The sequence below is a fragment of the Bradyrhizobium sp. AZCC 2262 genome (assembly GCF_036924535.1).
Taxonomy (GTDB): Bacteria; Pseudomonadota; Alphaproteobacteria; order Rhizobiales; family Xanthobacteraceae; genus Bradyrhizobium.
On record NZ_JAZHRT010000001.1, the window covers coordinates 1157480 to 1182215 of the forward strand.

General features: G+C 63.1%; 28 protein-coding genes and 1 pseudogene. 16 read left to right on the forward strand and 13 right to left on the reverse strand.

What is annotated here, in order from left to right; translation table 11 throughout:
• Positions 1–131: 131 nt before the first annotated feature.
• Together fliP and V1283_RS05245 are read right to left on the reverse strand one after the other, a co-directional pair.
• Positions 132–887: a flagellar type III secretion system pore protein FliP gene (gene fliP, locus V1283_RS05240; RefSeq protein WP_334385387.1), complete on the reverse strand. Its 756-nt coding sequence runs from the start codon at positions 885–887 to the stop codon at positions 132–134.
• Positions 884–1912 (reverse strand): flagellar biosynthetic protein FliO, encoded by a 1029-nt coding sequence (locus tag V1283_RS05245; RefSeq protein WP_334385388.1) that lies wholly within the window; start codon positions 1910–1912, stop codon positions 884–886. The genes fliP and V1283_RS05245 overlap by 4 nt, the downstream gene beginning before the upstream one ends.
• Before the next feature lie 437 nt (positions 1913–2349).
• Between V1283_RS05245 and flgB the strand changes: the two genes are divergently transcribed.
• The 9 genes and pseudogenes from flgB (at position 2350) to V1283_RS05290 (ending at position 10768) form a co-directional block, all read left to right on the forward strand.
• Positions 2350–2760: a flagellar basal body rod protein FlgB gene (gene flgB / locus V1283_RS05250; RefSeq protein WP_334385389.1), complete on the forward strand. Its 411-nt coding sequence runs from the start codon at positions 2350–2352 to the stop codon at positions 2758–2760.
• 26 nt (positions 2761–2786) lie between these two features.
• Positions 2787–3212, forward strand: a complete 426-nt coding sequence (gene flgC, locus V1283_RS05255) for a flagellar basal body rod protein FlgC (protein WP_334385390.1) — start codon at positions 2787–2789, stop codon at positions 3210–3212.
• A gap of 16 nt (positions 3213–3228) precedes the next feature.
• Complete coding sequence (gene fliE / locus V1283_RS05260; protein ID WP_334385391.1) at positions 3229–3543, forward strand: flagellar hook-basal body complex protein FliE; 315 nt, start codon at positions 3229–3231, stop codon at positions 3541–3543.
• 123 nt (positions 3544–3666) lie between these two features.
• Positions 3667–3930: a flagellar biosynthesis protein FliQ gene (fliQ, locus tag V1283_RS05265; RefSeq protein ID WP_025588824.1), complete on the forward strand. Its 264-nt coding sequence runs from the start codon at positions 3667–3669 to the stop codon at positions 3928–3930.
• Positions 3931–3944: 14 nt separating this feature from the next.
• Positions 3945–4715 (forward strand): flagellar biosynthetic protein FliR, encoded by a 771-nt coding sequence (gene fliR / locus V1283_RS05270; protein WP_334385392.1) that lies wholly within the window; start codon positions 3945–3947, stop codon positions 4713–4715.
• A 127-nt stretch (positions 4716–4842) separates the two neighbouring features.
• Positions 4843–5916 (forward strand): flagellar biosynthesis protein FlhB, encoded by a 1074-nt coding sequence (flhB, locus tag V1283_RS05275; protein WP_334385393.1) that lies wholly within the window; start codon positions 4843–4845, stop codon positions 5914–5916.
• A 183-nt stretch (positions 5917–6099) separates the two neighbouring features.
• Positions 6100–8665 (forward strand): annotated as a pseudogene (cckA, locus tag V1283_RS05280) (cell cycle histidine kinase CckA).
• A 258-nt stretch (positions 8666–8923) separates the two neighbouring features.
• Positions 8924–9898, forward strand: a complete 975-nt coding sequence (locus tag V1283_RS05285; RefSeq protein ID WP_334385394.1) for a Tim44 domain-containing protein — start codon at positions 8924–8926, stop codon at positions 9896–9898.
• Between the two features lie 189 nt (positions 9899–10087).
• Positions 10088–10768: a lectin gene (locus V1283_RS05290; RefSeq protein ID WP_334385395.1), complete on the forward strand. Its 681-nt coding sequence runs from the start codon at positions 10088–10090 to the stop codon at positions 10766–10768.
• Between the two features lie 158 nt (positions 10769–10926).
• Here V1283_RS05290 and V1283_RS05295 read toward each other — a convergent pair whose 3' ends face one another.
• Entirely contained in the window at positions 10927–11337 is a 411-nt protein-coding gene (locus V1283_RS05295) for a DUF3606 domain-containing protein (RefSeq protein WP_334385396.1), read from the reverse strand.
• Positions 11338–11547: 210 nt separating this feature from the next.
• Between V1283_RS05295 and V1283_RS05300 the strand changes: the two genes are divergently transcribed.
• Positions 11548–12255 (forward strand): glutathione S-transferase, encoded by a 708-nt coding sequence (locus tag V1283_RS05300; RefSeq protein WP_334392957.1) that lies wholly within the window; start codon positions 11548–11550, stop codon positions 12253–12255.
• A 54-nt stretch (positions 12256–12309) separates the two neighbouring features.
• Here V1283_RS05300 and V1283_RS05305 read toward each other — a convergent pair whose 3' ends face one another.
• The 5 genes from V1283_RS05305 to V1283_RS05325 form a co-directional block, all read right to left on the reverse strand.
• Positions 12310–12669, reverse strand: a complete 360-nt coding sequence (locus V1283_RS05305; protein ID WP_334385397.1) for a GFA family protein — start codon at positions 12667–12669, stop codon at positions 12310–12312.
• 22 nt (positions 12670–12691) lie between these two features.
• On the reverse strand, positions 12692–13366 hold the full coding sequence (locus V1283_RS05310) for a methyltransferase family protein (protein ID WP_334385398.1): 675 nt from the start codon (positions 13364–13366) through the stop codon (positions 12692–12694).
• A 90-nt stretch (positions 13367–13456) separates the two neighbouring features.
• A complete protein-coding gene (locus V1283_RS05315) occupies positions 13457–13642 on the reverse strand; it encodes a hypothetical protein (protein WP_334385399.1) in 186 nt (61 codons plus the stop codon).
• Between the two features lie 224 nt (positions 13643–13866).
• Positions 13867–14343 (reverse strand): hypothetical protein, encoded by a 477-nt coding sequence (locus tag V1283_RS05320; RefSeq protein ID WP_334385400.1) that lies wholly within the window; start codon positions 14341–14343, stop codon positions 13867–13869.
• An 86-nt stretch (positions 14344–14429) separates the two neighbouring features.
• On the reverse strand, positions 14430–14813 hold the full coding sequence (locus V1283_RS05325) for a hypothetical protein (RefSeq protein ID WP_334385401.1): 384 nt from the start codon (positions 14811–14813) through the stop codon (positions 14430–14432).
• 216 nt (positions 14814–15029) lie between these two features.
• Here V1283_RS05325 and V1283_RS05330 point away from each other — a divergent pair, with 216 nt between their 5' ends.
• Both V1283_RS05330 and V1283_RS05335 read left to right on the forward strand, forming a co-directional pair.
• Entirely contained in the window at positions 15030–16682 is a 1653-nt protein-coding gene (locus V1283_RS05330) for a fumarate hydratase (RefSeq protein ID WP_334385402.1), read from the forward strand.
• Positions 16679–17353 carry a DUF429 domain-containing protein gene (locus tag V1283_RS05335; RefSeq protein WP_334385403.1) on the forward strand — a complete coding sequence of 225 codons (675 nt, stop codon included), beginning with the start codon at positions 16679–16681 and terminating at the stop codon, positions 17351–17353. Before V1283_RS05330 ends, V1283_RS05335 begins: the two co-directional genes overlap by 4 nt.
• Before the next feature lie 85 nt (positions 17354–17438).
• Here the strand turns inward: V1283_RS05335 and V1283_RS05340 are convergent, their stop codons facing one another.
• The 3 genes from V1283_RS05340 to V1283_RS05350 all read right to left on the reverse strand — a co-directional run bounded on the left by V1283_RS05340 (position 17439) and on the right by V1283_RS05350 (position 19043).
• Positions 17439–17735 carry a hypothetical protein gene (locus V1283_RS05340; RefSeq protein ID WP_334385404.1) on the reverse strand — a complete coding sequence of 99 codons (297 nt, stop codon included), beginning with the start codon at positions 17733–17735 and terminating at the stop codon, positions 17439–17441.
• A gap of 128 nt (positions 17736–17863) precedes the next feature.
• Positions 17864–18421 carry an inner membrane-spanning protein YciB gene (locus V1283_RS05345; RefSeq protein ID WP_334385405.1) on the reverse strand — a complete coding sequence of 186 codons (558 nt, stop codon included), beginning with the start codon at positions 18419–18421 and terminating at the stop codon, positions 17864–17866.
• 43 nt (positions 18422–18464) lie between these two features.
• Positions 18465–19043: a hypothetical protein gene (locus V1283_RS05350; protein ID WP_334385406.1), complete on the reverse strand. Its 579-nt coding sequence runs from the start codon at positions 19041–19043 to the stop codon at positions 18465–18467.
• Between the two features lie 254 nt (positions 19044–19297).
• Between V1283_RS05350 and V1283_RS05355 the strand changes: the two genes are divergently transcribed.
• The 4 genes from V1283_RS05355 to V1283_RS05370 all read left to right on the forward strand — a co-directional run bounded on the left by V1283_RS05355 (position 19298) and on the right by V1283_RS05370 (position 22728).
• Positions 19298–19972: a response regulator transcription factor gene (locus V1283_RS05355; RefSeq protein WP_334385407.1), complete on the forward strand. Its 675-nt coding sequence runs from the start codon at positions 19298–19300 to the stop codon at positions 19970–19972.
• Positions 19969–21339, forward strand: a complete 1371-nt coding sequence (locus V1283_RS05360; RefSeq protein WP_334385408.1) for a sensor histidine kinase — start codon at positions 19969–19971, stop codon at positions 21337–21339. Before V1283_RS05355 ends, V1283_RS05360 begins: the two co-directional genes overlap by 4 nt.
• A 147-nt stretch (positions 21340–21486) precedes the next feature.
• Positions 21487–22092 carry a class I SAM-dependent methyltransferase gene (locus V1283_RS05365; RefSeq protein WP_334385409.1) on the forward strand — a complete coding sequence of 202 codons (606 nt, stop codon included), beginning with the start codon at positions 21487–21489 and terminating at the stop codon, positions 22090–22092.
• 90 nt (positions 22093–22182) lie between these two features.
• Positions 22183–22728, forward strand: coding sequence for a DedA family protein (locus V1283_RS05370; protein ID WP_334392959.1), 546 nt, complete (start codon positions 22183–22185; stop codon positions 22726–22728).
• Here the strand turns inward: V1283_RS05370 and V1283_RS05375 are convergent.
• Positions 22672–23082, reverse strand: coding sequence for an MAPEG family protein (locus V1283_RS05375; RefSeq protein ID WP_334385410.1), 411 nt, complete (start codon positions 23080–23082; stop codon positions 22672–22674). The two genes, V1283_RS05370 and V1283_RS05375, sit on opposite strands and share 57 nt — an antisense overlap.
• 158 nt (positions 23083–23240) lie before the next feature.
• Complete coding sequence (locus V1283_RS05380; RefSeq protein ID WP_334385411.1) at positions 23241–24644, reverse strand: carotenoid oxygenase family protein; 1404 nt, start codon at positions 24642–24644, stop codon at positions 23241–23243.
• Positions 24645–24736 lie beyond the last annotated feature (92 nt).

Sequence of the window (24736 nt, forward strand, 5' to 3'; positions counted from 1 at the left end):
GAAAATTCGGTTCCCTGGCACCCATTTGTGCACGGAAGGAACTAATCTGACCTTAAATTCGCTCGGAAACTCCGCTGCAAATACGTAACTAATACTGACCTATTTGGCCTGGAGCCCACGCGAACTGGCCGCTAGCTGCCGCCGTAGCTCTGCACCAGGCTCCCCGCCACCAGCGACCAGCCGTCGACCAGCACGAAAAAGATCAACTTGAACGGCAGCGACACCACGACCGGTGGCAGCATCATCATACCCATCGACATCAGGACCGATGCGACGACGAGATCGATGATCAGGAAGGGGAGGAATAGCAGGAAGCCAATCTCGAAGGCACGTTTCAGTTCGGAGATCATGAAGGCAGGGACCAGGATCCGCAGCGACAGGTCCTCCGGCGTCGCCGGCGGCGCCTCGCCGGAGAGATCGACGAACAGCTTCAGATCCTTGTCGCGAACGTTCTTCTGCATGAAGCCGCGCAGCGGCACCGAGGCCTTTTGCAGCGCTTCCTCGACCCCGATCTGGTTGGCGACCAGGGGCTTGATGCCGTCGTCATAGGACTTCTGCAGGACGGGGCCCATCACGAACGCGGTCAGGAACATCGCGAGCGCAATGATCACCGAGTTGGGTGGGGCGGTCGCGGTGCCCAAGGCGGTGCGCAGCAGCGACAGCACGACGACGATCCGCGTGAACGACGTCATCATGATCAGGATCGATGGCGCGATCGACAGCACCGTCAACAGCGCGATCAACTGGATCGCGCGCTCGGTGACCCCGCCACCGCCCTGGCCGAGATTGATGCTGATGTCCTGCGCCAGCGCCGGATCGGCGAGCGATCCGGCGGCGGTCAGGATTAAGAAAAATAAAACTCTACGCGGAGAAGTCGCCGGCCTCACGAAGGGTTCTTCGGACGGCCCAGCAAGGACGCCATCTCGTCTTCGAGATTTTCGAAGCCGCTCTTCTGTGGAGCGGGTGCGGGAACGGGAGGCTCGCTGCGGGCGGTCCGGGCGGGCGGCGTTTCCGGTGCAACCGGCGGCGCCACCGGTTCGGCCGGCCGGCGCAGGGCGGCTTCCAGCCGCTGCGCCATCTCGGCGAGATTCTGGTCGGCACTCGGTGGCGCAGGGGCTGGAGGAGGCGGAGGAGGTGGCGGCGCCGCCGCCGCGCGTTCAGGCGCCCGGGCGGGCGTCTCTCGAACCGGCGGAGTGTCACGGGCAGACAGCGCCTCACGGATTGGCGGTGCCTCGCGGCCTGACGACGCCTCACGTACTGGCGGTGCCTCTCGGACGGGCGGTGCCTCGCGGATTGGCGGTGCCTTGGGCAAGTCGCGCTGCGGCCGTGGCATCAGTGGCTCGTTGCGGCCGAGACGCGGCGGGGCAGGTTCGGGGCGACCGCTGATCGATTCCGGCGCAAAGCCCGTCAATGGATCGCTGCGGCGTTCCGGCATCGGTGGCGGCGCGGGGCGGCGGAGTTCGTCGGCAAAGGAGGGTCGTGGTGCGGGGCGCGGCGGCGGCTCCGGCATTTGCGGTTCGACATGATCGTCGGTCGATCGCGAATCGGCTCTTGCCACCTCTTCGTTCCAGGCGGCATCAGGCAGCGGCGCGATGCGCGGCGGCTGCTCGCCGACGGCCGGGCGTGGCGCCATCTGATCGCGGTTGGGCATCGCGCGCACGATATTGGGTTCCACCACGATGTCGCTCGGGCCGCCGATCATCAGGAGATGCTCGACATTGTCGCGCCGTACCAGCACCAGGCGCCGGCGGCCGTCCACGGCGGCGGCGTCGATCACGGCGAGTCGCGGCATCCGCCCGCGCTGCGTGTTGGCGCCGAGGCGGTTATTGGCGAAACGACGAACCAGCCATGCGGCCACGCCGATCAGCGCCAGAACGGCGATGAATGCGAAGAGGAATGTCAGTGTCTGCATGCTTTAGTCCCCGGCCACGGGCCGTTCTCTTGGATTGCTGGCTTCGACGAGTGCGGTCTTAGGTCTGGCTGTCCGAGCATGTTCCCCGGGAACACAATTCCGGCCATCCTGACCATGCCCCGAAGCGATCGGCGAGACGGCGAATCGCGCCCGAGATCAGCCTTAATCCTTAATTCCCCACGGCGAACGCCGCCGTCCGGTTAATTAATAGACCAAGAATCGCTTGAGCCAAAACGACTTCTGAGCGCCCCAAGCCGCATTGGCGGCTGCTGGTTAACGCAGTTTTCGTGGCGAAAATGCGCTCGTTTTGTCGTTGTCGGCGGCATTTGGCCGATGTCGGCGGTGCTCGAACGCAATTTTAACCGGCCGTTAACCATACACCGGGCAAATTCTGCCTACCTCGCGGCGTCTGCCAGAGGTTAACGGGGAACGGCTCGATGGCCATCAACGACCTTCCGATCCTGTCGGCGCTGCGCACCAAGATGCAGTGGCATCAGGAACGCCAGCGCGTGCTCGCCGAAAACGTGTCCAACGCCAACACCCCGAATTTCAGGCCGAGCGATCTGGTCGAGCCGAAGTTCGATAGCAAAGGCGCGAACCTCGGCGGCGCGATGGGCTCGCTCGGCATGATGCGCACCAGCGCCACCCATATCAGCGTCTCCGGCGGCGGGCAGAATTTCAGGGACGATGGCGGCAAGAACCGCTTCCTGACCAAGCCTGCCGGCAATTCGGTCAATCTAGAAGACCAGATGCTGAAGGTCTCGGCCAACCAGATGGACTATGCGGCCGCCACTTCGCTCTACACCCGCAGCCTCGGGCTGCTCAAAACCGCCATCGGAAAACGCTGACGCGCCGCGATTAGGAGAACCGGATCATGGCAGATGATGGAAGCGATTTCGCCCGCTCGATGAGCATCGCGACCTCTGGCTTGCGCGCGCAGGCGGGGCGGATGCGGGTGATCTCGGAAAACATCGCGAATGCGGATTCCACTGCGCCGACCGCCGCCGGCAATCCCTATCGCCGCAAGGTGCCGACATTTTCGTCGGCGCTCGACCGCACGCTGGACGCAAGGGTGGTGACGCTCGGCAAGGTCAGGACCGACCAGTCGGAGTTTCGCGTCAAGCATGAGCCGAGCAATCCGGCGGCGGACGCGGCCGGCAACGTCAAATATCCGAACGTCAATCCGCTGGTCGAAATGACCGACATGCGCGAGGCACAGCGGTCCTATGAAGCCAACCTCAACATCATCAGCGCCACGCGCCGCATGATCCAACGCACGCTCGACATCCTCAAGGCCTGAACAGGAACCGTAGAAAATGGCTTCACCGACCGTTGCAGCAAATGCCTACGCCGCGCTTTCGCGCATCATGGAATCCGGCGGCGCCGAAAAGGGCGGCCAAGCCGCCGCCGGCGGCCCATCCTTCAGCGCGCTGCTCAAGGACGCCGTGGGAAGTGTGCTGGATGCCGGCAAGAAATCCGATGCCCAGACCATGGCGATGACTTCAGGCAAGGCCAACGTCATGGACGTGGTGACGGCGGTCGCGGAGACCGACGTCGCGGTCTCGACGCTGGTGTCGGTGCGCGACCGGGTGATCCAGTCCTATGAAGATATCATGAAGATGCCGATCTGAGGAGGCGAATGGCGAATAGGGAATGGCGAGTAGGGAAGGCGCGACCGCATTTCCTAGCCCCATTCGCTATTCGCCACTCGCCATTCGCGGACTGAATGAACAATTGAAACTGAGAGACTTGAAATGACCGGTGCTGAAACCCTCGACGTGGCGCGCGATGCGATCTGGACCATCGTGGTGGTGTCGTCACCCCTGATGGTGATTGGGCTCGTGGTCGGCGTCGTGGTCTCGCTGTTCCAGGCGCTGACCCAGATCCAGGAACAGACGCTGATCTTCGTGCCGAAGATTCTCGCGATCTTCGTCACGCTATTGCTCGCCTTGCCGTTCATGGCGGATTCGCTGCACAGTCACATGATGCGGATATCGTCGCGAATCATAGGCGGTTGATGCATTGTGAATGAATGCGCGTCGACATATCGCTGCTGCCGGCCCTTGCCGCCACCTTCATGCTGGTGTTTGCCCGCGTGGGCGCCATGGTGATGCTGTTGCCGGGATTCGGCGAGAGCAACATCCCGGTGCGCGTCAAGCTTGCGATCGCGCTCCTGCTGACGCTGATCATCCTGCCGCTGCACCGCGCCGCCTATCACGTCGACCTGACCTCGATGGCCGCGCTCGGCGTATTGATGGTGCACGAGATCGTCATCGGCATCGTGCTCGGCGCGACCGCGCGCGTCACGCTGTCGGCGCTGGCGGTCGCGGGTTCGGTGATCGCCCAGCAGCTCGGCCTCGGCTTCGTCACCGCCGTCGACCCGACCCAGGGGCAACAGGGTCTGCTGATCGGCAACTTCCTCACCGTCCTGGGCGTGACGCTGCTGTTCGCCACCGACAGCCATTACCTCGTCATCGCGGCGCTGAACGAGAGCTACCGGATTTTCTCGCCGGGCGAGTCGCTGCCGAGCGGCGACGTTGCGGCGCTGGCGACGCGGGCGTTTGCCGCGGCCTTCAAGATCGGCATGCAGCTTTCGGCGCCGTTTCTGGTGTTCGGCCTCGTTTTCAATATCGGCCTTGGCGTGCTGGCGCGGCTGATGCCGGCGATGCAGGTTTATTTCGTCGGCGTGCCGCTGTCGATCATGATTGGCTTCCTGATCTTCGCCTTCGTCCTCACCGGAATGATGGCGACCTATCTCAACTACTTCATCGGCGTGATGCACGAGCTGACGCCGCTGAAATAGAGCGTGATCTCCGGGCAAACGCTCCGCGTTTGTCCCGAGGGAAAAGCGGGTGCCGGTTTTTCTTCGCGACAAACGCGGAACGCGTTTGCGCGGAGATCATGTTCAAACAAGGTGCTAGGACGCCGCGATGGCCGACGATACCGACGACAAAACAGAAGACCCTACGCAAAAACGTCTCGACGAGGCGCTTGAAAGAGGGGACGTCGCCAAGAGCCAGGAGGTCAATACCTGGTTCATCATCGCGGGCGGCACGCTGATATTATCGACCTTTTCGGGATCGGTCGGCAGCGGCATCCTGACGCCGATGCGCGCCCTGATCGCCAATGCGGGCCAGCTTCGTACCGACGGCACAGCGCTGCTCGCGCTCGGCAACACGCTGAGCTATGCTGTGCTCGGCGCCATCGGCGTGCCGCTGTTGATGCTGGCGCTCGCCGCGATCGCCGGCAACATGATCCAGCACCGCCTGGTATGGTCTTCGGAATCGCTGAAGCCGAAATTCAGCAAGGTATCGCCCGGCGCCGGACTGAAGCGCATCTTCGGCAAGCAGGCGGTGGCGAATTTCGCCAAGGGCCTGTTCAAGCTGATCGCGCTCGGCGCTGTCATGATGGCGGTGCTGTGGCCCGAGCGCCATCGCCTGGAATCGTTCCTGATGTTCGATCCTTCGGCGATCCTCGGCGTCACCATCAGCCTGACGCTGCAATTGATGGGCGCGGTAGTGGCGATGCTGGCCGCGGTCGCGATCGCCGATTACTTCTTCCAGTACCGGCAATGGTACCAGCGGCAAAGGATGTCGCTGCAGGAGATCAAGGACGAGTTCAAGCAGTCCGAAGGCGACCCCCACATCAAGGGCAAGATCCGGCAGTTGCGCCAGCAGCGCATGAAGAAGCGCATGATGGCCGCCGTGCCCAAGGCCAGCGTGATCATCACCAACCCGACCCACTATTCGGTGGCGCTGTCCTACGATCGCGGCATGTCGGCGCCGGTCTGCGTCGCCAAGGGCGCCGACAACATTGCCTTGAAGATCAGGGAAATAGCCAGGAAGCACGACATTCCGATCGTGGAGAACGTGCCGCTGGCGCGCGCGCTTTATGCCACCGTCGATATCGACGAGGAGATTCCGGTCGAGCACTATCAGGCGGTCGCCGAGATCATCGGCTACGTCATGGGTCTGAAGAGGGGGCTTGCCGCCCGGAGAATGTGAGAGGAACCGCTGGAAAACGCCTTGAAATGCCTTCAATCTGTCAAATAGCTGCCTGATGGGCTTGCGCTCGCGGGGCCGATTCAGGCACTCAGGAGGGGTGCGCCAGCCGAACGTAGGGTTACCTGCGGCCGGCCGATTTCGAACGGCGCGTGAGCTCCTCGCCGATAGGCAACGCCGCTTCATATGACCGTCGAAACTGACAGCCATCCGCCGACCGAGCCCTTTGCGGCCAATGAGCCGGCGCGGCGGGGCGGCAGCATCGTGCTGGTGCTGCTGGTCGCTGCCGGCATCGTGGCGGTGGCGGTGGTGCTGATGACGATCGGTCGCGCCCAGGCCCAGCCCTATATCCTCGGCGTGCTGGCGCTGCTTGCCATGGTTGGCCTGTTCAATCTGTTCGCCTTCGCCGCCGGTATTATCCGCTTCACCGACCGTGCCGCCGACGACCCCGTGATGGGCCGCATCGCCGATCACGCCCATGACGGTTTGGCCGTGACCGACCCGAAGGGCCATGTCGTCTATTCGAACGCGGCCTATCTGGTTCTGACGGGCGCCGCGAGCCCGCAGGACGTGCGCCCCATCGAACGCGTCTTCATCGGTAACCCGGGACGTCTCCGAGGCCGTGTTCCGCCTGCTCAAGGCCGCCCGCGAAAGCAAGCGGCAGCAGGAGGAGGTCCGCATCGCCGGCTCTGACGGTGCACAGGGGCGCTGGCTGCGGATGCGGGTTCGTCCGCTCGGCCAGGGCAAGCGCGAAGCAAAATACGCCGTGTGGTCGATCGCCGACATCACGCGGGATCGCGAGCGCCAGGAAGATGTGTTCCGGGAGCTGCAGCACGCGATCGAATATCTCGACCACGCGCCGTGCGGCTTTTTCTCGGTCAGTCCGGCCGGCGACGTCATCTATGTCAACGCCACGCTGGCGAACTGGCTCGATTACGATCTCGCCGAGATCGGTTCGGGCGGGCTGAAGCTCACCGATGTCGTCTCCGGCGACGGCGCCGCGCTATTGACCTCGATCGTGGCGGTGCCCGGCGAGGTCAAGACCGAAGTGTTCGACATCGACCTGCGCATGCGCGGCGGCAGGACCATGCCGGTGCGGCTCTATCACAAGCTCGCCTTCGGCGCCGATGGCGCGCCGGGTTCGTCGCGCACGCTCGTGATCAGCCGCACGCGCGACGAGCATTCCGACCCCGAACGCGCCGCCGAAGTCCGCTTCATGCGGTTCTTCGACCATACGCCGATGGCGATTGCGACGGTGGACCGCGGCGGCGCCGTCGTCCGCGCCAACGCCCGCTTCGCCAAGCTGGCGCAGAGCCTCAGCCCGGATGGCGCGGCCAACAAGTCGATCTTCCGCACCGTCAACGCACGCGATCGCAGCCTTCTGATCGCGGCGATCAACCAGGCGGCGGAAGGGCAGGGCGACATCGCGCCGGTCGAGGCCATGCTCGACGGCGCCAAGGAGCGCTGGGGGCAGTTCTTCGTCACCGCGGTCGAGGAGGACGAGCGCGACACCGAAGCCGCCATCGTCTATCTCCTGGAGACCACCGAGCGGCGCACGCTGGAAAACCAGATCAACCAGTCGCAGAAGATGGACATGGTCGGCCAGCTGGCCGGCGGCATCGCGCACGACTTCAACAACGTGCTCTCAGCCATCATGATGGCCAACGACTTCCTGCTGAACGCGCACAAGCCGACCGATCCGTCGTTCCAGGACATCATGCAGATCAAGCAGAACGCCACCCGCGCCGCGACGCTGGTGCGGCAACTGCTTGCGTTCTCGCGCCGCCAGACGCTGCGGCCGCAGGTGCTCGACCTCGGGGATGCGCTGTCCGACCTCACCATGCTGCTGCGGCGCCTGATCGGGGAGAAGGTCAAGCTCGACCTCGTGCATGGCCGCGACCTCTGGCCGGTCAAGGTCGACGTCTCGCAGTTCGAACAGGTGGTCGTCAATCTCGCGGTCAACGCGCGCGACGCGATGCCCGATGGCGGCAAGCTGACGGTGAGGACCGGCAATGTAACGGTGGATGAAGCCGCGCAGCTTTCGCACAAGGGCATGCCGGCCGCCGATTACGTGCGGATCGACATTTCCGATACCGGCACCGGCATCCCGGCCGACATCGTCGACAAGATCTTCGAGCCGTTCTTCTCGACCAAGGAGGTCGGCAAGGGCACCGGGCTTGGTCTCTCCACGGTCTATGGCATCGTCAAGCAAACCGGCGGCTTCGTCTACGTCGACTCCACGCCCGGCGAGGGCACCACGTTCCGCATCTTCCTGCCGCGTCACCGGCCCGAACTGGAAGCGCAGCCGGAGGCGCAGGCCACCAATGGTGCGGCCAGGGAAGGGGCAGCCGAGCCGTCGAAGCCGCGGCCCGACCTGACCGGGCAGGGCACCATCCTCCTGGTGGAAGACGAGGACGGCCTGCGCTCCCTGAATGCGCGCGGCCTTCGTTCGCGCGGCTACAGCGTGATCGAGGCCTCCAATGGCATCGAGGCGATGGAGGCGCTCGACGAAAAGGACGGCGCGGTCGATCTTGTCGTCTCCGACGTCGTGATGCCGGAAATGGACGGCCCGACGCTGTTGCGCGAAATGCGCAAGCGCAATCCGAATCTCAAGATCATCTTCGTCTCAGGTTATGCCGAAGAAGCCTTCGACAAGAGCCTGCCGGAAAACGAACAATTCGCCTTCCTGCCGAAGCCGTTCGCGCTTTCCGCGCTGGTCGAGAAGGTGAAGGAGACCATGACGGCATCGTGAGCTTGGGCCGGGCAGGGCCGACATGAAAACCTCGTCCCGGAACCTCGTCGCGCTCGCGCCTTGTGGAACGGCAGATGTTCTGCCGGGGCGGCGAGTAAGGGCGCTCGCCACACCTCGTAATTGCTGCTAACCCCCTGCCATATCGTCACATCCCCGCGACTGAGGGCCGCAGCCGCGGTTCCCGATATTGGCTTCACTTTTAGGCATCTGTGCCCATCTTAGGGGCGCTTCCCCATCCTGGGGACTGAGGAAAAACACATGAATTTCTCGCAAGGCACGCGTGGAATTGTTCGGGCACTGGCAATTGTTCTGTCCGTAGCGCTCCCGCTGGCGGTCGCGGTCTCGGCGGCTGACGCCCGCGTCGGCGGTGGCGGCAGTTCCGGTTCGCGGGGATCGCGAACCTTTTCGGCGCCCCCCAGCACCACCACCGCGCCGGGCACGGCCCAGCCCATGAACCGTACCTTCACCCAGCCGGGCAACCCCGGAATGGGCGCACCGGCAGCTGCCGGTGCGGCGAACAAGGGCGGCTTCTTCAACCGGCCCGGCATGGGCATGCTCGGCGGTCTCGCCGCGGGCTTCCTCGGCGCCGGCCTGCTCGGCATGCTGTTCGGCGGCGGCTTGTTCTCCGGCCTCGGCGGCCTGTCCTCGATCATCGGCCTGCTGCTGCAGGTCGCTCTGATCGTTATCGTGGTGCGGCTGGCGATGTCGTGGTGGCAGCGCCGCCACACGCCGGCCTCCGCCTATGCCGGCGCGCCTGCAGAAGGCCCCGGCGCCCAGCCCAGCTTCCGCTCCGGCCTGAGTGGCTTTGGTCTGGGATCGAACCAGCCGGCGCTGGAAATCCAGCCGGCCGACTATGAAGCGTTCGAACGCCTGCTCGGCGAGATTCAGGCCGCGTGGTCGAACGAGGACATCGCCAAACTGCATACGCTGGCGACCCCCGAGATGGTGTCCTATTTCTCCAAGGATCTCGAGGCGAACAAGGCCAACAACGACGTCAACAAGGTGACAGACGTCAAGCTGCTGCAGGGCGACCTCGCCGAAGCCTGGCGGGAAGGCGAAACCGATTTCGCCAGCGTGGCGATGCGGTTCTCGCTGGTCGACAAGACCCTGGAGCGCACCACCGGCCGTCTGGTCTCGGGCAGCGAAACGCCGATCGAAGCCACTGAAGTGTGGACCTTCGCCCGCCGGCGCGGCGCCGATTGGGAACTCTCGGCGATCCAGCAGACCAGCTGATCGCCACAACGTGACGATCAAGGCGCTGCGGTTCGTTCCGCGGCGCCTTTTTCTTTGTCGTGTTGTTTGTCTTCGGCATGATCCGTTTGTTCCGAATGCGGCGCGATGTTCTTCATCCTGCACGGGAATAATGCCTGCCACGGTGGGTTGATGACAAACGATCCATAAAAAACAACAGGGAGGACTTCGATGAACAGCCTTGCTCGAATCATTTTGCCGGCATGCGTTGCCGTTGCGGCCATATCGGCTCTCGCCAGCGCGCCCGCACAGGCGCAATCCGCCGATACCAGTTTCTTCCTGACCAGCAACGGCATCGGCAATGGCGGCAATCTCGGCGGGCTCGCCGGTGCCGACAATCATTGCCAGACATTGGCGCTGGCGGCCGGAGCCGGCGGCAAGACCTGGCGCGCGTACCTGTCGACGCAAGCTGCCGACGGTCAGCCTGCCGTCAATGCGCGCGATCGCATCGGCAAGGGCCCGTGGAAGAATGCCAAGGGCGCAGTGGTCGCCAAGGACGTCGCCGATTTGCACGGCGCCAACGGCCTTACCAAGCAGACCGCGCTCAGCGAGAAAGGCGAGGTCATCAATGGCCGCGGCGATACGCCCAACCGTCACGACGTGCTGACGGGATCGCAGCCCGACGGCTCAGCGTTTGCGGCCGGCGAGGATCGCACCTGCAAGAACTGGACGAGTTCGACGCAAGGCGCGGCAATGGTCGGACATTCCGATCGCATCGGCTTGCGCGACGACGATGCGTCGAAATCCTGGAACTCCTCGCACCCCTCGCGCGGCCCGGACGGCGGCTGCTCGCAGGCCGACCTGAAGAGCACCGGCGGCGACGGACTGTTGTATTGCTTCGCGGCGAATTGAGTGGCGTAGATATGACGCCGTAGCCCGGAGGAGCCAACGGGTCGCGCGAATGCGCGCCCGATGACAGGCTCCGCGCAATCCGGGCCGCGCGGAAGAATCCGGGGTTGCGCTTCGCTCCACCCGGGCTACGAATTCAAGTCTCGCAATGGGGCCGCCGTCTAGGCGGCCTTTTTCTTGGCGCGTTTCTTTTTCGTGGCCTTCTTGACGGTCTTTTTCGCTTTCTTGGCCGCCTTCTTGCCAGTGAGATATTCGCCGACCTTCTTCGACGAATGGCCCACGGCGGCTACCGCCGACTTCAGCCGGGCCGGCGTGACCTTGAACTTCTTCGACCAGTAGCTGACCTCATAGGGCTGGCTCATCGCGATCCGTGCCCTGTCGGCGGCCTTGTGCTTCTGTAGCTTGAAGTAAGCCTCGACGTTCTTTGCGGAGCGTCCTGCCTTGCCGACGGCGGCTTTCAGTTTCGCGGGCGTGACCTTGAACTTCTTCGACCAATAGGCGACCTCGTAAGGCTCGCTCAACGCGATCAGCCCGCGATCCGCTCCGCCGCGCTTCTTCTTGTTGTCCGCCATCCCTGTTCTCCTGTCGTGTTGAGAAAATCGACGCTTCAAACAGGAGGCAACGTACCACGACTGTTCGCATTCGGACAGATTCGGCACCTTATGGAGATCTGCGCACCGCGTTCACGCTGCAGCGGTCGCGTGGGATGCCGCGTTTGGCGTGACGAACGAACCGCGGGATGATTTGTTATGTCGGTCAAACCGGCAACGGAGGTGCCATCGATGCGTTACGAGCTCTATTATTGGCCAATGATTCAAGGTCGCGGCGAATATGTCCGCCTTGCTCTGGAGGAGGCCGGCGCCGGCTATGTCGACGTGGCGCGCCGCGGCAACGGCATGTCGGCAATGACGCGCATGATGGAAGCGGGGAAAGGAACGCCGCCGTTCGCGCCGCCGTTCCTGAAAGCCGGCAAGCTCGTGATCGGGCAGACCGCCAACATCCTGCTTTATCTGGGATCGCGCCATGGGCTGGCGCCGAAGGCGGAAGCCGGCAGACTCTGGGTGCACCAGTTGCAGCTCACCATCACCGATCTGGTGCTGGAAGTTCACGACACCCATCACCCGCTCGGGCCCTCGCTGTACTATGAGGATCAGAAGGCGCCAGCGAAGAAACGCAGCGATGAGTTCTGGAAGGAACGCCTGCCGAAATATCTCGGCTATTTCGAGGACCTGCTGGCGGCCAATGGCGGGGCTTACGTTACCGGCCGCCGCCTGACCTACGTCGACCTCTCGCTGTTCCAGATCGTGGAAGGCCTGCGCTATGCGTTTCCGAACCGCATGAAGGCGTTCGAAGGGGATATCCCCGGGCTCGTCGGTCTGCACGACCGCGTGGCGGCGCGGCCGAACATCAAGGCCTATCTGGCGAGCGACCGAAGGATTGCGTTCAACGAGGAAGGGATCTTCCGGCGGTACAAGGCGCTGGATGCTTGAGGTGCGAGCCGCGTTCTATCCGCATCATGCCCGATTATGACGGCCGGTGTGTGCCTACATGTTCCGGCCATCTACCGGGGTCATCTTCAGCTTTGACAGTTCGATGCCGTCGATGCAGCTCACATTCAGCGCCACCACGTCGCTGCCGTCGGGCTTCTTGCCGCGCGCGAAGACGTCGACGCCGCAATCGACGCAGAGCTGGTGATGGATCGCATGCTTGTTGAAGAGATATTCCTTTAAATTCTCGTCCCCGGCGCGGAGCTGAAAGCTCTTCGGGTCGAGGAAAGTGAAATGCAGCCCCTTCTTGGTGCAGATCGAGCAGTTGCAGGCGGTGACCATTGAAAGGTCGCTGGTGCATTCGAAGCGCACCTGGCCGCAATGGCAGCCGCCGGTGTAAGTCTTGCTATCGGGCATTCTTGTCCGCCATCGCTATGTTTCACCAAACTCCGGGCACCAGACGATAGCGCACCCGCTCGGCGTAGTCAGCATAATCAGGCAGTCCCTCGACCAGCGCGCGCTCCTCGATGCGGGCGCGAATGGCGAACAGAGCGGCGAACACCGGCGCGATCGCCACGCCCCACCATGATCCCAGCAGCAGCGGCACTCCGAAAAAGAACAGCATGATGCCGCTGTACATGGGATGTCGGACGAAGGCGTAGGGCCCGCTCGAGATGACGCGATGATGACGCGCGGCCTGCACCTTCACGACCGGCGCTGCAAAGGAATTTTCGCGAAACACCCACATGATGAAGGCGGTCGAGAGCAGATACATCGCAAGCCCGAGCGCCTGCAGCACGAGCGGAATGTGGGAAGCATGCGCGCGGCGGTCCAGGCCGATGGCGATGAGCCAGAGCAGCATGACGACAACGAAGGTCAGCATGAACTTCTTGTCGGCCGCAGGCTGGTCGGCCTGAAAGGTCGGCCGCATGCGCTCGGCGAGCAGGGCGGGATCGGTCTTCGCGAGCCACAATCCGCAGGCGGGGCCGAGGGTCGCGCTGACGACCAGGAACACCCACGCCGCCGGCCAGTCCAGCGTACCTGCGGATGCGAACAACAAGGCGCCGAGCGCGACGACGAAGATGGTATTTTGCAGCAGCAATTTTGCGATCATGCCACCGGTTCCATTCCCCCGTGGCGATATTATCGCGCGGTTTTTCGGCAATCTTGCGGCGTTGGTTTCGTCCGGCCGGGACGCCAACCGCTACGCCAGCTGGTCGATCCGCGTTCCCTGACCCGGCGGCAGGGGAGCGACCAGCGTCGGTTGTGGCGTGCGGGTGCCGTCGGCGGCCGCACCGTTCTGGATGTCGGGGGTCTTGTCGGGAGCCTTGAACACCGGGGCTTCAGGCGGTTTGACGACCACCGTTGCGGGGGCAGAAGAGACATTCATTCGGAAGCATCCTTTTTGGGTGCCTCGGACACTGGCCGGGTTGAAACGAACGATTGGTGAATTCCGCGCGGCAATCCCGCGCCGCCGCCGTCAATTCCGTCCAATGGTGAACGGACGGCTCGCGGAATTGTTAGAATGCGACGGATCGGGAGCTCTGGATTCTTGTTTTGACGCGTTTTCTTGACGCGAACCGGCGTCCGCTTCGCTCGAAAACGCCATAGCACCTACTCGTCCTTGCCGCGGGTCATCGCGATCGAAGCCTCGGTCTTGGTGCGCGCGCACTCCATGTTGAGGCGCCGATAGCGCATGACGATCTTGTCACCACGCAAAATGCCTAACCGCTTGAGGCAGCGCGTGGAGCCGGTCGTCGTGTCGTCCTTTGTCACCGTGAAAACGATCGCCGCCATGGAGCCGACCAGAGCGAGGAATTCCGGCTTGGGCTTGCGCTCGCCCTTGGCGTAGAGCTCGATGGAATAGTTGCGGCCGCGGCACCCGAGCGACAACTCCTTTGCTGCCGGATGCGTCAGATAGATCATGTTGCCGGTGTTGATGCTGACCTTGAGGCCATCGATCTGGTTCTTCAATTCCTTGGCGATATCGTCGCAGCGGTCGGCCCGCGCCGGCGACGCGCCGATCACGGCGACCAGCGCCAGCGCGGCGGCGAGCAAGGTCGGTCGGCGAAATTGTGGTCCCAAAGCCATTGTGAATGCCCCTTTGCGCCATTGAACCCCGCGCGCGGATTTCCTGCAAGGGCCGCGTGCAGAAGTCAACTTGATCTTGATGATTGTCAGAACCCATAGAGGAAGATGCCGATCCCGAAGGCGATCACTGCGGCCACGCTGTACAGCGTGGGAATGCTAACCAGCATGGCGGCAAGTCCCAGCCGCTGATTACGCGCGGCGAGCGCGATGATCGCGTAACGCAGCCTGCCGATGGTTGCGAACCCCAGCGCCGCCAGCGCCAGCACCGGGTGACTTGCAATATAGGCCTTGATGATCGCGCCGCCGACGCGGGGGCCCGGAATTTGCGACATGTCGCCGAACAATATCGACGCGTTCGACAGCCCGTCGAAAGATTCGATAGCGGCAATGATGATCAGAAGCAGATAAAGGCCGAGCAGGCGCGGAGCGCGGACCGGCGCATCATTATTCAACGTTGTGGCGGAGGTCATTTCTGATCGCAATCGGTTGGCGGAATATCTGAAATTTCCCGTTTTGTCTGAAAGGGGGCCGGAACGGTTCAACGGCCCGTACTGCTACGGTTACCGCCTGTTCCGGCCCCTTCGTTCGGTCAAGCAAAACCTTCCTTTTGGTCGAAAAATGCTTAGAACGGGTCTATCGCCTCGGTGCCGTTTTGGCCGCCGCCGGCTCCAACCCGAGATATCGACATGAACGCCCCGACCGCCTTTCCCGACCAGAAGCCCGTTCCGCCGTACAAGCATACGCCGCTGTTTCCGCTCGGTGCGGACACCACGCCCTACAAGAAGATCACGGCCGAGGGCGTTCGGGTCGAGAAGGTTTTGGGCAAGGACATGCTTGTCGTGTCGCGCGAGGCGTTGCGGGCGCTGTCGGAGGCGGCCTTCGGTGACATCAATCACTACCTGCGGCCCGGGCACCTGAAGCAGCTCCGCTCGATCCTGGAGGACAAGGAAGCCAGCGACAACGACAAGTTCGTCGCCTTCGACTTCCTGAAGAACGCCAACATCGCCGCCGGCGGCGTGCTGCCGATGTGCCAGGACACCGGCACCGCGATCATCATGGGCAAGAAGGGCTGCAACGTTATCACCGACGGCGACGACGAGGCCGCGCTCTCGGAAGGCGCGCGCGACGCATACTTGCGCCGTAACCTGCGCTATTCGCAGGTCGCTCCCTTGACGATGTATGAAGAGAAAAACACCGCCAACAACATGCCGGCGCAGTGCGAGATCTACGCCGAAGGTGATGACGCCTACAAATTCATGTTCATGGCCAAGGGCGGCGGTTCCGCCAACAAGAGCTTTCTGTTCCAGGCAACGCCGTCCGTTCTGACCAAGGATCGCCTGCTGGCGTTTTTGAAGGAGAAGGTGCTCACGCTCGGCACCGCGGCGTGCCCACCTTATCACCTCGCCATCGTGATCGGCGGCACCTCGGCCGAACTTTGCATGAAGACCGTAAAACTTGCGTCGGCGCGCTATCTCGATGCGCTGCCGACCCAAGGCTCGGCGGATGGTAATGCGTTCCGCGACCTGGAGATGGAGCAGGAAATTTTGAAGATGACGCAGTCGCTCGGCGTCGGCGCGCAGTTCGGTGGAAAATACTTCTGCCACGACGTGCGCGTGATCCGGATGCCGCGGCACGGCGCATCACTGCCGATCGGGCTCGGGGTGTCATGCTCCGCGGACCGGCAGGTGCTCGGCAAAATTACAAAAGACGGCGTCTATCTCGAGGAGCTCGAGCACAATCCGGCGCAGTATCTGCCGGCGGTCGAACAGTCGCTCGGCGGTGAGGTCGTCAAGATCAACCTCAACCAGCCGATGAAGGAGATTCTGGCGACGCTGTCGCAATATCCGATCAAGACGCGGGTCTCGATGACCGGCACGATGATCGTGGCGCGCGACTCCGCCCACGCCAAATTGCGCGAGCGGCTGGAGAAGGGCGAGCCGCTGCCGGATTACTTCAAGAACCATCCGGTATATTACGCCGGTCCCGCCAAGACGCCCGACGGCTACGCCTCCGGCGCGTTCGGTCCGACCACCGCGGGGCGAATGGATTCCTTCGTCGACCAGTTCCAGGCGGCGGGCGGATCGATGGTGATGGTGGCCAAGGGCAACCGCGCGGTTGCGGTGCGCGAGGCCTGCAAGAAGCACGGCGGCTTCTATCTCGGCTCGATCGGCGGTGCGGCGGCAAACCTCGCCGAGCACTGCATCAAGAAGGTCGAGGTGGTGGAATATCCCGAACTCGGCATGGAAGCGATCTGGCGTATCGAGGTGGTGGACTTCCCGGCCTTCATCATCATCGACGACAAGGGCAACGACTTCTTCAAGGAATTGAATCTGGGGTGAGGGCGCTCGGCCTCGACGGGTTCAGCAAGGGCTGGGTCGCCGTATGTCTTGACGGCGACCGTCACGAGATCAGGTTCTGCCGCGACATTGCCGCCGCACTGTCCACGCTCTTCGATCGCGTTGCGATCGACATTCCCATCGGCATGACCGATGACGGCGAGCGAGCCTGCGATCTGCTCGCCCGCGAGAGGTTACGGCCACACTCGTCACGTGTGTTCACCGGCGCGCGGCGCTGGCTGTGGACGGAATTCTCCGACCCCGACGCCGCCAATCGGGATGCGTTGCGCCGTGGTCAGAAGCGGGTGTCGCGCCAGCTCTGGCATCTCGGGCCGAAGATCATCGAGGTGGATACGTTCGTCCGCGCCAGTTGCTCGCGCGACATCCGGGAGGCGCATCCCGAGCTGGTTTTCCTGCGCTTGAACGCAGGCAGGCCGCTGCCTTCGAAGAAGTCAGAGGCTGGAATCGACCTTCGTCGCAAGCTCCTCAGACGGGAAGGCATCAGGCACATCGGCAGGTGGCTGACCCACGAACGCATCGGTACCGGAGCCAAATCTGACGACGTGCTTGACGCCTGCGCCGTGGCGATCGCCGCCCGCGACGCCGTCGGCTCTGTTCCTGAAGGGACGCCGCCGCGCGATGCTTACGGCCTGGCGATGCAGATATGGTTGTAGGCGATAATGGCAGGCGCTCTGCCGACATCCACCTTGCGCATGGATGAAAGAACGAGGAGGCGTTGCGGCCTCCTCGCCATTGCGGTCAGGCCCGCGTCCCGGTGAACGGGAAGCTGCCCATCGGGCCGATGCCCATCTCGCCGCTTATGCTGTCACCGGAAACCTTGCCGATGAACTCGAGGGTCAACGGCATCGGGTTGGTGATCGATACCTTCCAGTTGACCGCGTCGCCGCTGATGGCGCCGTCGAAGATTTCGGTGGAATTGCCATCGGCGCCCTGCGTGCCCGTCAGCGAACCGCCGGAGGCCAACAGGGTCAGCGTAGCCTTACGCTCGCCCATCGGCGTGCTCATGGTGAGGTTCCAGTTTCCGTCCACGGCCATTTTTGTCTCCCCGACATTTCCCCGGCAAACCGGAATGGCTTGCGAGATCCGCTAAACTCGATCGGCGGTATAGCCTATCTCGCCATACAAGCCCAACCGTCTCAAGCGTCCTTTTGACGCGTATTTGTTCAGGCGCGCTGGGCGGCCGCGCGGATCCGGCTGCCGACCAGAACACGAAACGCGATGTATTGAATTGCGAAGGCGGCAATCTTGGCGCCGACCAGTACGACGGTCACGTAGAACGTCCACAGCTTCATGTCGCCGGTCATGGCGACACCGATGGTGCCGGCGGCGAGCGCGAAACACAGTGCGGCCCAAGCATAGCCCGCCAAGGTGACGTATTCGGGAATGGTCTGCGACACGATCGGCGGCATATAGCGCAGCATCCAGCCGCGCTTGAGCATGATGACGCCGATCGCGAAATGTCCGATCGCGGGCTTCGCCAGCACGAAGCGCGGGTCGTGGGTCAACAGCGTCGCGCTGCCGAGCACGATGACGAGCGCGAGGCTCGCCCAGGTCATGTAGCCGAGCTCCTTGCCCTTGACGCGCGAGTAGATCACCTGGGCGATGGCGCCGGCGATCGCCACGCCCGTCGCCAGCAACACGTTGTCAGTCGCGAGATAGATCGCGATGAACAGGATGGTGGAGAAAAAATCGGCGCCCAGTCTGGCGAATACGTCCTTCATCGTGATGCTCTCTGCTGGAGGGTGTTGCGGTCGAAAGATAATTTCAGTTGGTGCCGGGCAGGGCGTTCGCCGGCGGCGCACCATACTTCGCCTTGCGGTATTGTGGATACCATGTCGTGAAGAAGGCGGCGCTGTTGCGGGCGGCGAAGGCGATCACAAGGCTAGACCAGAGCGGCAGGCCCGGCACATAGATCGTCAGCACGTTGCCGATGATCATCAGGACGAAGGCGGCATTCCAGGCCCAGGCGATGAGATAGACCGCCTTCTTGAAGCCGGGCAGCTTTGCCGTCTCGGCATCGACCTCCTCGAGCGCATACTGCAGGATGAACGGCTTGCCGATGATCAGCGAGACCAGCGAGATCGCGAGCACGCCGACATCGATCGTCAGCTTGACGGCCGAATGGCTCAGGTTGGGATCGACCAGCGTGACATAGGCGCCGAGCCCGGCGAACAGGACGACGCAGCCTGCGCCAAGCACCTTGATCGAACGGCTGCGATAAACGTCAATGCCGATGACGGCGAGACAGATCGCAGCCGATGCGAACAGGCTGATTTGGGCCGAGGTCACCAGCATCAGCAGCGCGAAGGCGCCGAACGGGGCGAGGATCAGGAAGATTGTCATGGCGGCCTCTCGCGCTAATCTTTACACCGTAAAGATACCTTAAAGGCAGGGGCCGGAGTCGTCAAGCAAAATCTTTACAGTGTCAAAATAGTCCGAATGACGATTATTTAGCATTGATTTCAGCTATTTAGGTCCGGCTGAGATGGACTCCCGGGGTGCCGCGAATTCGTACCGCTCAAGCTATGCCCCGCAACCTTGCCGCAATGTTCCAACAATAGGGTGCGCCCGAGTGACGTAACGTCGAGGTTGGCATATTGCGCGTGCTGCTGGTGGAGGACGAGCCGGAGATGGCTGCGGCGCTCATCGTCGCTCTGAAAAGCTACGATATGGTCGTTGACCATATCTCGACGCTGGCGGATGCCGAGGAAGCCGTTTTCGTCAATGACTATGGCGCGATCCTGCTCGATCGCCAATTGCCTGATGGTGATGGGCTCACGCTCATTCCCAAGCTGCGGGCCAAGGGAGCAGGCGTTCCCGTCATCGTGCTCACGGCACGGGGCGAACTGGCCGATCGCATTACGGGGCTGGACACCGGCGCGGACGATTATCTCGGCAAGCCGTTTGCCGTCGAAGAGTTGCTGGCGCGGCTGCGTGCGGTGTTGCGCCGGCCGGCGGACGTGCCGCCGGAAACCATGCGGCTTGGCCGGCTGTCGTTCGACCTCGGCAACCGCGAAGCCAGCGTCGCCGGCCAGCCGCTCGATCTGCCGCGCCGCGAACTTCTGGTGCTGGAAGCCCTGCTGCGCCGGATGGGGCGCACGGTCGCGCGCGCGTCGCTGGAGGAGGCGGTCTACAGCTTCGACGACGAGATCCAGTCGAACGCACTGGACACCCATGTTTCGCGGCTGCGCCGGAAATTGTCCGAGGCCGAAGCGGAAGTTGAAATCCACGGCATTCGCGGCGTCGGCTATCTGTTGAAGCGTTCGACATGACAACAGCTCAACCGCATTCCCTGCGTTGGCGGCTGATGTGCCGGCTGGTCGGCTTGCAGGCGGCGATGCTGGCACTCCTGGTACTGCTTGTCATCGCGGCGCTTTGGGGCGCCGGTCATCTGGTTTCACTGGAGTCCGAAGACGACACGATCGATGCACTGCGTGACGCAGTTGTCCGCGAGAGCAACGGAGACATCGCGGTGCGCAACACGCCCACGCTTGCGAAGCGGAGGGCGCAGGCTCCCAATTTCTGGTTTCTGATCAGGGACCGCGAAGGACATTCGGTTTCACAAGGCAGGGTGCCGCTGGAATATGCGAGCATAGGCGATGCGCTCGATGGCATCGGCCAGGCGCGGCTCGGCTGGAACATCCTTGACGGGATGCGCCCCACGGCGCGCATGAAGTGGATCGACACGCCTGCCGGCAACATCCAGATTTTGACGGGTCAGGGCGGAGCAGTGTCCTGGCAACGGATCGGCCATGCGGCTCTGACGCTGTTCCTGGGTCTCGTCCTGCCCATCATTGCGCTGATGACGCTGGCAACGCTTGTCGCAACGCCCATGGTGGTTCGCCGAACCCTTGCCGGCCTTGATCGCGCTGCTGCGCACGCCGGGAAAATCGATATCGACGGACGTGGCGCGCGGCTGCCGCTGCAAGACGTGCCTTCCGAAATCGTTCCGCTGGTAACGGCGGTTAATGATGCGCTACGCCGCCTTGATGAGGGCTACGAGCGACACCAGCGGTTTCTTGTCGATGCGGCGCACGAGCTCCGCACGCCGATCGCGATTCTTCAAACGCGACTGGAATCGTTGTCCCTCGGCCCTGACGCGCGGCGCGTGCTTGAGGACGTTGCGCGTTTGTCGACGCTGGCCGATCAGCTTCTGGACCTGCAGCGCGTCAACCAGCAGGCCGACTGGTTTTCTTCCGTCGATATCGTCGCCATCAGCCAGAAAATGACCGCCGAACTTGCTCCGCTGGCGATCGCCGCCGGTTACGAAATATCTTTCGACAGCGCTGCAGGGCACATCGCGGTGCGAGGCGATCAGGGAGCCCTGGAGCGGGCGCTGACCAATTTGATTCAGAATGCGATCCAGCATGGCGGTCGCAAAGGGGGCATCGTGGTGCGGGTGGAGCCGCCCGCCACGATATCGGTGACCGACGACGGTCCCGGCATCCAGGCTTGCGATCGTGAGCGCGTATTTGAACCGTTCTATCGGTCGCAAGGCCACGGCCGCGGCGCAGGATTGGGTCTCCATCTCGTCCAGGAGATAGTTCGGCGGCATGATGGAACGGTCGCGATATCGGAAGGACCCACCGGCGGCACATGCGTCAGGATGACGTTCAAGCCGGCGCACGGCACGCCGTAGAATCGCGCCCTGCATTTATCGCTGCCGCGCTCATTTTCTTCTGCGGCTTCGACGGCGCGCAATGTTCGCGCAACATCCACCCGTCATATCGCGTCAACGCCGACATCAACGGGTGGTGCGGCTTGATGGAATGGGTGACTTACTTTCATGACAGCACAAAATCTCTTGTTGTTCTTTCGCGCGCTCGCATCCAGCCCTCGCGCGGTTGGCGCCATCGCGCCATCGGGCGCGAACCTTGCAAGTCTGATTACCAGTGAGATCACCGCCGCCTCCGGCCCGGTGCTCGAATTGGGCCCCGGTACCGGCGTCTTTACCGAAGCGATGCTGGAGCGTGGTGTGCGCGAGAGCGACCTCACGCTGATCGAATATGGCTCGGATTTCATGCGGCTGCTGCAGGCGCGATTTCCCAGGGCGCGCGTGCTCTGGATGGATGCAGCCTGGATGGCTTCCCACGATCTGTTCGAGCATCCGTTGGGTGCCGTGGTCAGCGGGCTGCCGCTGCTCAATTTTGCGCCAAAGAAAGTCGCCGCAATTCTCACCGCCGCCTTCAGCAAGCTGCGCAACGGTGGCTCGTTCTATCAGTTCACCTATGGAATGCAGTGCCCGGTTTCGAAGGCGCAACTCGATGAACTCGGACTGAAGGCGAATTGCATGGGCCGCGTGCTGCTGAACATCCCACCCGCGTCGGTCTACCGCATTACGCGCATCAAGCCCGCCAGGCTCGCGGATCAGGTCGAACCCGATGCCGTCTAGCATGGACATACCCGACTTCGTCACCGTGCTCGCCGAATCCGGGCCGATCGGAATTGCCGCTGTCGCGCTGGCCGAAAATTCTTTCCAGTGGTGCCGTCCTACGTCGTGTTTGTGGTGCTCGGCATGATGGCCGCGTCAGGCGAGAGCGAACTGGTCGTCACCGTTGCGGCAACTGCGACCGGTTCAACGATCGGCGCACTTGCGTGGTACGGGCTCGGCCTTGCCCTGGGGGCGAAGCGAATCGAAGCGCTGATTGAACGGTTCGGGCGGTTCATATTCCTGAAGCCCGCCCTGTATCATCGGATGGCAGGTTCTTACAGGCGCAATCACTTCTGGGTCACCGTTGTGGGACAGACCATTCCGGCGGTGCGGGTCTATCTCTCCATTCCGGCCGGCGTGCTCAATCTGGCGATCTTGAACTTCGCGGGGGCAACGCTGATCGGAAGCATCATATGGAGCGGGCCTCTTCTAACGCTCGGATATGTCCTGCGTGAGAGAAGCGCCGACGCGGCTTTTTCGGGCCTGCTGGTCGTCACTGCCCTGGTCGGGTTTGAATTTCTCGTTTTGCTCGCCTGGCAATTAACCCGTCATCCCGGTAGACCGCGACAGGATCATCAGGGCGGAGGCGATCAGTAAGATGAACGTGATCGTGATGCCGCCGACCCGGCCGATGCGGAATTGCAGCGTGTTGGGCGCCGCGTACATGCCGAGCGGGTGCAGAAGCCGGGAAAGCAGCAGCGCGCCCATCAACAGATGGACCCATGTCGCGGCCAGGCCGGACATTTCCAGCATCGCCACCATCAGCGTGATGATTGGGACATATTCGATGAAGTTGGCATGCGCGCGGATCGCGCTGCGCAGTTGCAGGCTTCCATTGTCACCGAAGGTGGCCCGGTCGCGCTGGCGCAGCCGGCCGACTTGAACGGCGAGCACGGTGTAGAGCAGGGCGAGAACGGCGAGATAGGTCGCGGTGATCGAGGGCAGGTGCATGTGCGTCTCCTCGCGGGCTGTCTATTGATGCTGTCATTCCGGGCGATGGGTGGCATCGATCCCGGAATCCATGATGGAGAGGGATTCCGGGTTCATCGCTGCGCGAAGCCTACGGTGTGCAATTGCACATCGTAGAATGACGGCGACAAAGGCTACGCTTACGCCGCGCCGACCCAATTGCCGTGAAAGCCGTCGGGCACGCGATGGCCGAGATGCACCAGCGCGACGGGCCCCGACTCGACATCCTGCGCGTTGAACACCGCGAGATCGCTGCGATTCTCCCGCGCGCGCCAGACCGCCGATAGCAGCCAGCCGTCGCCTTCGGCGGCGTCAGCGCCGCGTTCGACGAACACCGGCTCGGAAATCGTGTCGCCGGCGGGCAGCAGATAATGCCCGAGCCGCTTGCCCTTGCCGTCGACATGCACGATGCCGGAGAGCGCGCCGAACATCGGCAGATCGGGATTGGCGCAGGCGTACCAGCCATGGCTGTTCGTCTGTCCCGCGCGGCGGTCGTCGATGCGCGGGAATTCGCCGGTGAGATCGTCGAGATAGGTTTGCGTGAAGCGGTCGGTATTGCCTGCGAGGTCGAAGGTCCAGCGACAGTACCGCGCGCGGGATTTCTCCGGATCGGTCTTCGAGCCGTCGGGATGGGGAAACAGCGGCGCCTCCTCGAACTGCATCACGTCGGCGATGATGCGGTTGCCTTCCTCCCACGCGTTCATGACGTGGAAGACGTAGCAGTTCTCGGCGCGGAACCAGACCAGATCCGCAGGCGTGCCGTTGCGCTTCATAATGCCGACATACGCGCCTTTCTCCGGCTCCCAGGCGTAAGGCGGCTTGCCGCGCATCGCGCGTTCCATGCTGCCGGTGATGGGCAGGATCGGAAACAGCATATGATTTTCGGTGACGATGAAGTCGTGCACCATGCTGGCATAGGGCGCGTCGAAGCGATCGAACCGCGTCACCACGCCCGCGGCGTTGACCGATCCGAAGGAGAGGGCGGGGGTAAGCGGGCCCGCGGCGTTGTAGCCGAAGAACACCATCTCGCCGGTCACGGGGTCGATCTTGGGATGCGCGGTGAAGGGGCCCTTGATGGCGCCCTTGTAGTCGCAATAGCCGAGGCGATTGAGTGTGCCGGGCTCGATCTCGGTCGGCAGATGGCCTTCCTCCAGCGCCAGCAGCTTGCCGCCGTGGAAGATGATGTTGGTATTGGCGACGCCGCCATCGTCGGTGATTCCGGCCGGCGCCCCCGGCAGCTTGCGGCCGAAGCCGCCGAACAGGGCGCGGCCGGCGTCGTGCTCGGCCAGCCATTTCGGGGTCCGGACCCAGCGGTTGCGGTAGCTGGCGCGGCCGTTCTCCAGATGGAAGGCGTGCAGCATGCCGTCGCCGACGAACCAGTGGGCGCCAGGCGCGTCGAATTGCGGGTTGGGGCCGTTGCGGTAGAGCGTGCCGTTGAGTTCGCGCGGCAATTCGCCGGTCACCTTGAGATGCGGCGCGTCGCATTCCATCGGGATCGGCGCCAGATTGGTCCGCGCTGCCTCGGTCTTCACCTGGTCGAGCATCTTACGTTCCCTCCGGTTAAATCTTTACATCGTAAAGATATCAGTAAGGATGTTGCGGCCCGCCGTCAAGCAAAATCTTTACAGTGTAAAAA

What these genes read in the sequence shown, in the direction of transcription:
- V1283_RS05245 (WP_334385388.1), bottom strand. Translation starts at nt 1,912, where the DNA reads ATGCAGACACTGACATTCCTCTTCGCATTCATCGCCGTTCTGGCGCTG.
- flgB (WP_334385389.1), top strand. Translation starts at nt 2,350, where the DNA reads ATGGCCATCAACGACCTTCCGATCCTGTCGGCGCTGCGCACCAAGATG.
- flgC (WP_334385390.1), top strand. Translation starts at nt 2,787, where the DNA reads ATGGCAGATGATGGAAGCGATTTCGCCCGCTCGATGAGCATCGCGACC.
- fliE (WP_334385391.1), top strand. Translation starts at nt 3,229, where the DNA reads ATGGCTTCACCGACCGTTGCAGCAAATGCCTACGCCGCGCTTTCGCGC.
- fliQ (WP_025588824.1), top strand. Translation starts at nt 3,667, where the DNA reads ATGACCGGTGCTGAAACCCTCGACGTGGCGCGCGATGCGATCTGGACC.
- fliR (WP_334385392.1), top strand. Translation starts at nt 3,945, where the DNA reads ATGCGCGTCGACATATCGCTGCTGCCGGCCCTTGCCGCCACCTTCATG.
- flhB (WP_334385393.1), top strand. Translation starts at nt 4,843, where the DNA reads ATGGCCGACGATACCGACGACAAAACAGAAGACCCTACGCAAAAACGT.
- V1283_RS05285 (WP_334385394.1), top strand. Translation starts at nt 8,924, where the DNA reads ATGAATTTCTCGCAAGGCACGCGTGGAATTGTTCGGGCACTGGCAATT.
- V1283_RS05290 (WP_334385395.1), top strand. Translation starts at nt 10,088, where the DNA reads ATGAACAGCCTTGCTCGAATCATTTTGCCGGCATGCGTTGCCGTTGCG.
- V1283_RS05295 (WP_334385396.1), bottom strand. Translation starts at nt 11,337, where the DNA reads ATGGCGGACAACAAGAAGAAGCGCGGCGGAGCGGATCGCGGGCTGATC.
- V1283_RS05300 (WP_334392957.1), top strand. Translation starts at nt 11,548, where the DNA reads ATGCGTTACGAGCTCTATTATTGGCCAATGATTCAAGGTCGCGGCGAA.
- V1283_RS05305 (WP_334385397.1), bottom strand. Translation starts at nt 12,669, where the DNA reads ATGCCCGATAGCAAGACTTACACCGGCGGCTGCCATTGCGGCCAGGTG.
- V1283_RS05310 (WP_334385398.1), bottom strand. Translation starts at nt 13,366, where the DNA reads ATGATCGCAAAATTGCTGCTGCAAAATACCATCTTCGTCGTCGCGCTC.
- V1283_RS05315 (WP_334385399.1), bottom strand. Translation starts at nt 13,642, where the DNA reads ATGAATGTCTCTTCTGCCCCCGCAACGGTGGTCGTCAAACCGCCTGAA.
- V1283_RS05320 (WP_334385400.1), bottom strand. Translation starts at nt 14,343, where the DNA reads ATGGCTTTGGGACCACAATTTCGCCGACCGACCTTGCTCGCCGCCGCG.
- V1283_RS05325 (WP_334385401.1), bottom strand. Translation starts at nt 14,813, where the DNA reads ATGACCTCCGCCACAACGTTGAATAATGATGCGCCGGTCCGCGCTCCG.
- V1283_RS05330 (WP_334385402.1), top strand. Translation starts at nt 15,030, where the DNA reads ATGAACGCCCCGACCGCCTTTCCCGACCAGAAGCCCGTTCCGCCGTAC.
- V1283_RS05340 (WP_334385404.1), bottom strand. Translation starts at nt 17,735, where the DNA reads ATGGCCGTGGACGGAAACTGGAACCTCACCATGAGCACGCCGATGGGC.
- V1283_RS05345 (WP_334385405.1), bottom strand. Translation starts at nt 18,421, where the DNA reads ATGAAGGACGTATTCGCCAGACTGGGCGCCGATTTTTTCTCCACCATC.
- V1283_RS05350 (WP_334385406.1), bottom strand. Translation starts at nt 19,043, where the DNA reads ATGACAATCTTCCTGATCCTCGCCCCGTTCGGCGCCTTCGCGCTGCTG.
- V1283_RS05360 (WP_334385408.1), top strand. Translation starts at nt 19,969, where the DNA reads ATGACAACAGCTCAACCGCATTCCCTGCGTTGGCGGCTGATGTGCCGG.
- V1283_RS05365 (WP_334385409.1), top strand. Translation starts at nt 21,487, where the DNA reads ATGACAGCACAAAATCTCTTGTTGTTCTTTCGCGCGCTCGCATCCAGC.
- V1283_RS05375 (WP_334385410.1), bottom strand. Translation starts at nt 23,082, where the DNA reads ATGCACCTGCCCTCGATCACCGCGACCTATCTCGCCGTTCTCGCCCTG.
- V1283_RS05380 (WP_334385411.1), bottom strand. Translation starts at nt 24,644, where the DNA reads ATGCTCGACCAGGTGAAGACCGAGGCAGCGCGGACCAATCTGGCGCCG.